Consider the following 6,746-nt stretch of genomic DNA (forward strand, 5'->3'; position numbering starts at 1 on the left):
CCGTGAAAGGCGGTTTGCTTTCCGTCGTACTGCTTTTTCGATGAAAGGGAATCCGGTGGCACAGAAGGTTCAGGTCCTTCTTGTTGATGACCTCGACGGCGGCGAGGCGGACGAGACCGTGACGTTCGCTCTCGACGGCAAGACTTACGAGATCGACCTCACCACCGCCAATGCGGACAAGCTCCGGGGTCTTCTGGAGCCCTACACCAAGAGCGGGCGGCGCACCGGCGGCCGTTCGGCCGGCGGCCGCGGAAAGGCGCGCGCGGCCTCCGCGGGCGGCGGCCAGGACACCGCGAAGATCCGCGCCTGGGCGAAGGAGAACGGCTACGAGGTCAACGACCGCGGCCGTGTCCCCGCCACCGTGCGCGAGGCCTACGAGAAGGCGAACGGCTGACCCCGGCCGCACAGCAGCCGGGCCCGGTGGCACTCCGTCGCCGCCGTGCCCAGGAGCCGGACGAGATCGGGGGCGGACGCACCGGCGCCCCCGGCCCCTCTCCCGCCGCGCACCGTCGCCGCGGGCAGGGTCGGCTCCACCTCGCGCCCCGGCACGGGCGGGCGCAGCCAGACGGGCCCGTCGCCCGCCCCGCGGGCCAGGGGAGCGGCCGTCCGCCCGCCCGCGCCGAGCGCCCTCAGATCCAGGGGGACGCCGTCCCACTCCAGCCAGCGCAGCAGCTCCGGCAGCTCCTCGGCGCTCCCGGCCGCCACGAGCAGCCGCATCCGCGAGCCGTGCAGCGCGACCGGTCCGGTGTCCGGCACGCGCCGCAGCGCGGCGAGCCCCGCGGCGGCGGGCAGCTCCAGGATGTCGAAGCGCACCCCGGTGAGCAGTTCCAGCGGGGCGCCGCCGGCCGTCGGCCAGCCCAGGCCGTGCTCGTACCAGTCCCGGGCGGCGCTCGCGCCGGCGGGCACCGTGCGGGGCCGGCCGGGAGCGGTCGCGGTCGTCATGCCCGGAGCGGTCGTCATGCCCGGAGCAACTGAACGGGACCGTGCGGGTTACGCTGAGTTGGCGAACGGGTACGCACAGTGGTAGCTGCGGGGGCGTGCGAGGCGCCCGAGGGGGCGCAATGGTGTTCGCCCGTAGCTGAGTGGCGGGGGTCGCGCCGCATGGACCGCCGGTCCCCGGGGGTAAGACTTGCCTTGTGGGAGGGACGGAGCGCGGTTGTCGCGGGCCCGGAGCACCGCCCGGCGTTCGCCATCGGCGTACTGCCGACGCGGATAGATGCCTGGCCTGCGGGAACATCGTCTCGCACGATCGGGTTGAAGCTGTTGTCGGCTGTCCGGGGCAGGAGACTTGTGGAGTTACGTCCCCGTAACCAGCGGGGGAGACCGGACGGGTGTCGGCAGATGGAATGAGCTGTCCCCTGTTGCGGGACTAGCATGCGGAAGGACAGGGAGGGGACCGTCCCCGATCTGCCCGACCGCTCTGAGGAGCGATTAACGATGTTCGAGAGGTTCACCGACCGCGCGCGGCGGGTTGTCGTCCTGGCTCAGGAAGAAGCCCGGATGCTCAACCACAACTACATCGGCACCGAGCACATCCTCCTGGGCCTGATCCACGAGGGTGAGGGTGTCGCCGCTAAGGCCCTGGAGAGCCTCGGGATTTCGCTCGAGGCGGTCCGCCAGCAGGTGGAGGAGATCATCGGCCAGGGCCAGCAGGCCCCGTCCGGTCACATTCCCTTCACCCCCCGTGCCAAGAAGGTCCTGGAGCTGTCGCTCCGCGAGGCCCTCCAGCTCGGCCACAACTACATCGGCACCGAGCACATCCTGCTCGGCCTGATCCGCGAAGGCGAGGGCGTCGCCGCCCAGGTCCTCGTGAAGCTGGGCGCCGACCTGAACCGGGTCCGGCAGCAGGTCATCCAGCTGCTCTCCGGCTACCAGGGCAAGGAGGCCGCCACCGCCGGCGGCCCGGCCGAGGGCACGCCCTCGACCTCCCTCGTCCTGGACCAGTTCGGCCGCAATCTCACCCAGGCGGCCCGCGAATCCAAGCTCGACCCGGTCATCGGGCGCGAGAAGGAGATCGAGCGGGTCATGCAGGTACTGTCCCGCCGGACCAAGAACAACCCGGTCCTCATCGGCGAGCCCGGCGTCGGCAAGACGGCGGTCGTCGAGGGCCTGGCCCAGGCCATCGTCAAGGGCGAGGTGCCCGAGACCCTCAAGGACAAGCACCTCTACACCCTCGACCTCGGCGCCCTGGTCGCCGGCTCCCGCTACCGCGGTGACTTCGAGGAGCGCCTGAAGAAGGTGCTCAAGGAGATCCGCACCCGCGGCGACATCATCCTGTTCATCGACGAGCTCCACACCCTGGTGGGTGCGGGCGCCGCCGAGGGCGCGATCGACGCCGCGAGCATCCTCAAGCCGATGCTCGCCCGCGGTGAGCTCCAGACCATCGGCGCCACCACGCTCGACGAGTACCGCAAGCACCTGGAGAAGGACGCGGCGCTGGAGCGCCGCTTCCAGCCCATCCAGGTCGCGGAGCCGTCGCTGCCGCACACCATCGAGATCCTCAAGGGTCTGCGCGACCGCTACGAGGCGCACCACCGCGTCTCCATCACGGACGCCGCGCTGGTGGCCGCCGCGACCCTCGCCGACCGCTACATCTCCGACCGCTTCCTGCCGGACAAGGCGATCGACCTGATCGACGAGGCCGGCTCCCGGATGCGCATCCGCCGGATGACCGCTCCGCCGGACCTCCGCGAGTTCGACGAGAAGATCGCGAACGTCCGCCGGGACAAGGAGTCGGCGATCGACTCCCAGGACTTCGAGAAGGCCGCGTCGCTCCGCGACAAGGAGAAGCAGCTCCTGGCCCAGAAGGCCAAGCGGGAGAAGGAGTGGAAGGCCGGCGACATGGACGTCGTCGCCGAGGTCGACGAGGAGCTGATCGCCGAGGTCCTCGCCACGGCCACCGGCATCCCGGTCTTCAAGCTCACCGAGGAGGAGTCCTCGCGGCTGCTCCGCATGGAGGACGAGCTCCACAAGCGCGTCATCGGCCAGGAGGACGCCATCAAGGCGCTCTCCCAGGCGATCCGGCGCACCCGCGCGGGCCTCAAGGACCCGAAGCGTCCCGGTGGCTCGTTCATCTTCGCCGGCCCGTCCGGTGTCGGTAAGACCGAGCTGTCCAAGACGCTCGCCGAGTTCCTCTTCGGCGACGAGGACGCGCTGATCTCCCTCGACATGTCGGAGTTCAGCGAGAAGCACACCGTCTCGCGGCTCTTCGGCTCGCCCCCCGGCTACGTGGGCTACGAGGAGGGCGGCCAGCTCACCGAGAAGGTGCGCCGCAAGCCGTTCTCCGTGGTCCTGTTCGACGAGGTCGAGAAGGCCCACCCCGACATCTTCAACTCCCTGTTGCAGATCCTGGAGGACGGTCGACTGACCGACTCCCAGGGCCGGGTCGTGGACTTCAAGAACACGGTCATCATCATGACGACCAACCTCGGCACCCGGGACATCTCCAAGGGCTTCAACCTCGGCTTCGCGGCCCAGGGCGACGTCAAGAGCAACTACGAGCGGATGAAGAACAAGGTCAACGAAGAGCTCAAGCAGCACTTCCGCCCCGAGTTCCTCAACCGTGTCGACGACACGGTCGTCTTCCACCAGCTCACCGAGGAAGACATCATCCGGATCGTCGACCTGATGGTCGCCAAGGTGGACGAGCGCCTCAGGGACCGCGACATGGGCATCGAGCTCAGCGGCGAGGCCAAGTCGCTGCTCGCGAAGAAGGGCTACGACCCCGTCATGGGCGCCCGGCCGCTGCGCCGGACGATCCAGCGGGAGATCGAGGACCAGCTCTCGGAGAAGATCCTCTTCAACGAGCTGCGCCCCGGTCACATCGTGGTCGTGGACGTCGAGGGCGAGGGTGACCAGAAGAAGTTCACCTTCCGCGGCGAGGAGAAGTCGGCACTGCCGGACGCTCCGCCGATCGAGTCCGCCGCGGGCGGCTCCGGCCCGAACCTGAGCAAGGACGCGTGACCGCGTGACCGCTCGCGCGAAGCGCTGAGCGGGCAGGCAGGGCAAGGCCGAGGGGCGGCCCCGGAACCGTTACGGTTCCGGGGCCGCCCCTCTTCCGTGTCCGGAGTCCGCTCGCCGGCGCTCCCGCCCCGTCTTCGCCCGCATGCCTGCCGGCTCGTCCGACGGCCGCCCGGCTGCCGCGTACCCGCTTCCCGCTGACCGGTCGCCGTCGGCGGGCCGGTCCGCCCGGATGACCCGTTCGGAGTCCGGGAGGCGGTCGGTGCCCAGGACCTGTGCGCTGCCGGGGAGCACGCTGATCGTCTCCGGATGGAAGCCGGTCCCGGTCCGGCTCCCGCTCGTCCCGGACCCCTCCGGGGCGGGAGCCGCAGAAGCCGCTCAACCCATCGGCCCGCCGGCCGGCCCCGGCCGGGCCCCCGTCAGACCGTCACCACATGGATGCCCTCCGGGACCCCGTGCGCCGGGAGGGCGTGGCGGCTCACGGTCAGGGTGTGCAGCCTCGGGAAGGAGCTGAGCCACTCCAGGCCGGTCCCCAGGTCGTAGGCGAGCCACAGGTGGGTCAGCTTCTCCGCGACCAGCCCCTCCACGAGCTGTCCCGGGGTGAACCGCCCGGCGATCTGGACGGCCGGGCGGCCCCCGAGGCGGCGCAGCGCGCGCAGTTCCGCCGGGTCGGAGACGGGGAAGTCCAGCGCGCGCTCGTCGAGGTGGGCGATGACCTCGTCGGCGTACCGGTCGGTGTCGTACCGGCGCCAGGCGCCGGCGAGCAGGGACCGGATGTGCCAGGACTCGCGGTGCCGCAGCCGCACCAGGTAGTCGATGGCCCGGTCGTCGGCGATGGACGTGGCCGTGACGGCCAGCAGATACGCCTCACGGTCGGGAAGGCCGGCCGGGTCGGGCAGCATCTCCAGGGCGATCGGCCCGATCCAGCCGAGGGCGCGGGCGGCCGCCTCCGTGGTCGGGCGGACCATGTTCTTGGTGTACTGGTGCACCCGGGACCGCACCCCGGGGTCCAGTTCGGTGACGTGCTCCAGGCAGGCCGCGGCGAGCAGCTTGCGGTGCCGGGACTCCACGGGCTTGGCGCCCGGCCGGGCGGCCAGCAGCCCGTCCAGCAGCTTCGCGCACTCGTCGGGCCGGGCCAGCGCCGCGGCCATGCGGACGACCTCCTCCCAGTCGTCCTGGTGGGCGTGGCGGATGAGGAAGTCGAAGTCGTGGCGCTCCACGGCGGCCCGCGCGCTCAGATAGTCCTGGAACGTGCGGTGGACGAAGTCCACCGAGCCGGGCGTGGGCTCCCGGAGCAGCCCGGTGCGGTTGAGCAGATGACGGTAGATCTCCGCGGGCCCGCCCTGCTTCAGGGCCTCGGGTATCGCCGGCAGATGGTGCTCCAGGATCTCCACGGCCGTGCCGACGTCCATCTCCGAGCGCTCGTGGACGAGCATCCAGTGGGCCAGTTTCTGGAGCAGCTGGACCTTCGACTCCTGGGCCAGGTCGATGCCGTCCGTCGTGGCCATGTCCCGCTCCCGGTCGCGCCGCTCCAGCAGCATGGAGAGCGCGGCGTCGTACAGGGCGCGGCGGCCGCGCGGAAGATAGCCGCGCCGGTCGCGGTGCAGGGCGCAGAGGAGGCCGCACATCAGCGGGTTGGTGGCCAGCCGGCCGAGTTCGCGGGTGGACCGCACGGCCTGGAGCAGGGTGTGTTCGTACTCGTCCAGCCGGTGGAGGTCCTTGGGCTTCTCGGCCCGCGCCGCGGCGTGCCAGCGCTGGATGAAGGCGGCCACGCCCTCCCGGCTCAGCGGGGCCAGCTTGAGCTCGGTGAAGCCGTCGGCGGCGAGCCAGGCGTCGGGCACGGCGGACGGACGGGAGGTGACGAGCCAGATGTTGCCCGGGTGCGCGGCGATCAGCGCCCGCAGTTCGGCCCGGAGCTGCTCGCGGAGGCCCTCGGGGGCTTCATCGATCCCGTCGACCAGCAGCAGCCCGCGCCCGTCGGCCAGGACGCGGGCGGCCCAGCCCGGTGGCTGGTCCTCGGCGCACGGATGCCGCACGGCGGACAGGAACTCCTCCGGGGCCGGGAACCCCTTGTGCGGAAAGCGCCGCACGGGCAGGACGTAGGGCACGCGGGCGCGGAGCTGCTCCAGCTGGTCCGGCAGTTCGTCGCGGGCCGTGGAGACCGCCAGCCACTGGGCCAGGGTGGTCTTGCCGGACCCCGCCACCCCGCGCAGCAGCACCTTGTCCCGGCCGGCCAGGGCCTGTTCGGCGGGGAGCGCGGGGTGCGGCTGCGGGCCCGCCGCTCCGCTGCCGTCCGGGCCGAGTTCCGCCTCCAGGCTCAGATACGCGGCGTCCAGCGGCCAGGTGTCGGGCGAGTGGTTCAGGTCGATGCCGTAGATGGTGAGGTGGTTGTGTCCGGCGATGATCTCCTGGGCGTAGCGCTCCTCGAACGCGGCGTCCTCGGGATGCATGTCCCGTCCCCCCGTAGTGGCTGTGGCGACAGCTCTACAGCTCTCTCCGAGCACCCAGGGTAGGGGAGCGGAGCGCTGTGTGAACCGGCTTGCGCCGGTTCGCGGAACGGCTCGGCGGAACGGCTCGGCGGGAACGGCGGTGCGCGGGGGCGGGGCGCGCGGCGGGCGGCCGTTCCGGGGATCCGGCCGCGGAGAAGCCCGGCTTCGCCGGGACCGGACGGGCCGGGACGGCTCTCGGGGGGGGTGCCTCTATGTCTTCCGTCAAGACACCCTGTCGGGTTTGGGATGGTTCGGGGTGCTGAGGTTATGCGGCGAGCTCGACATCTTTCGGTGTCC

At 71.4% G+C, this 6,746-nt stretch carries 4 protein-coding genes; 2 read left to right on the forward strand and 2 right to left on the reverse strand.

Annotation, left to right across the window (positions count from 1 at the left end):
• Nucleotides 1-55 precede the first annotated feature (55 nt).
• Entirely contained in the window at nucleotides 56-394 is a 339-nt protein-coding gene (locus tag IF83_RS0111280) for a histone-like nucleoid-structuring protein Lsr2 (protein WP_030543965.1), read from the forward strand.
• On the opposite strand, the gene IF83_RS0111285 is transcribed toward IF83_RS0111280, so the two are convergent.
• On the reverse strand, nucleotides 373-960 hold the full coding sequence (locus tag IF83_RS0111285) for an SCO3374 family protein (RefSeq protein ID WP_394297313.1): 588 nt from the start codon (nucleotides 958-960) through the stop codon (nucleotides 373-375). The two genes, IF83_RS0111280 and IF83_RS0111285, sit on opposite strands and share 22 nt — an antisense overlap.
• 477 nt (nucleotides 961-1,437) lie before the next feature.
• Here IF83_RS0111285 and IF83_RS0111290 point away from each other — a divergent pair, with 477 nt between their 5' ends.
• Nucleotides 1,438-3,963: an ATP-dependent Clp protease ATP-binding subunit gene (locus IF83_RS0111290; protein WP_030543967.1), complete on the forward strand. Its 2,526-nt coding sequence runs from the start codon at nucleotides 1,438-1,440 to the stop codon at nucleotides 3,961-3,963.
• 416 nt (nucleotides 3,964-4,379) lie between these two features.
• Here IF83_RS0111290 and IF83_RS0111300 read toward each other — a convergent pair whose 3' ends face one another.
• Nucleotides 4,380-6,410, reverse strand: a complete 2,031-nt coding sequence (locus IF83_RS0111300; protein WP_078843366.1) for an NACHT domain-containing protein — start codon at nucleotides 6,408-6,410, stop codon at nucleotides 4,380-4,382.
• Nucleotides 6,411-6,746: the final 336 nt, after the last annotated feature.

The organism is Streptomyces albus subsp. albus (assembly GCF_000719865.1).
In the GTDB taxonomy this organism is placed as follows: Bacteria; Actinomycetota; Actinomycetes; order Streptomycetales; family Streptomycetaceae; genus Streptomyces; species Streptomyces albus_E.

What these genes read in the sequence shown, in the direction of transcription:
- IF83_RS0111285 (WP_394297313.1), bottom strand. Translation starts at nt 960, where the DNA reads ATGACGACCGCTCCGGGCATGACGACCGCGACCGCTCCCGGCCGGCCC.
- IF83_RS0111290 (WP_030543967.1), top strand. Translation starts at nt 1,438, where the DNA reads ATGTTCGAGAGGTTCACCGACCGCGCGCGGCGGGTTGTCGTCCTGGCT.
- IF83_RS0111300 (WP_078843366.1), bottom strand. Translation starts at nt 6,410, where the DNA reads ATGCATCCCGAGGACGCCGCGTTCGAGGAGCGCTACGCCCAGGAGATC.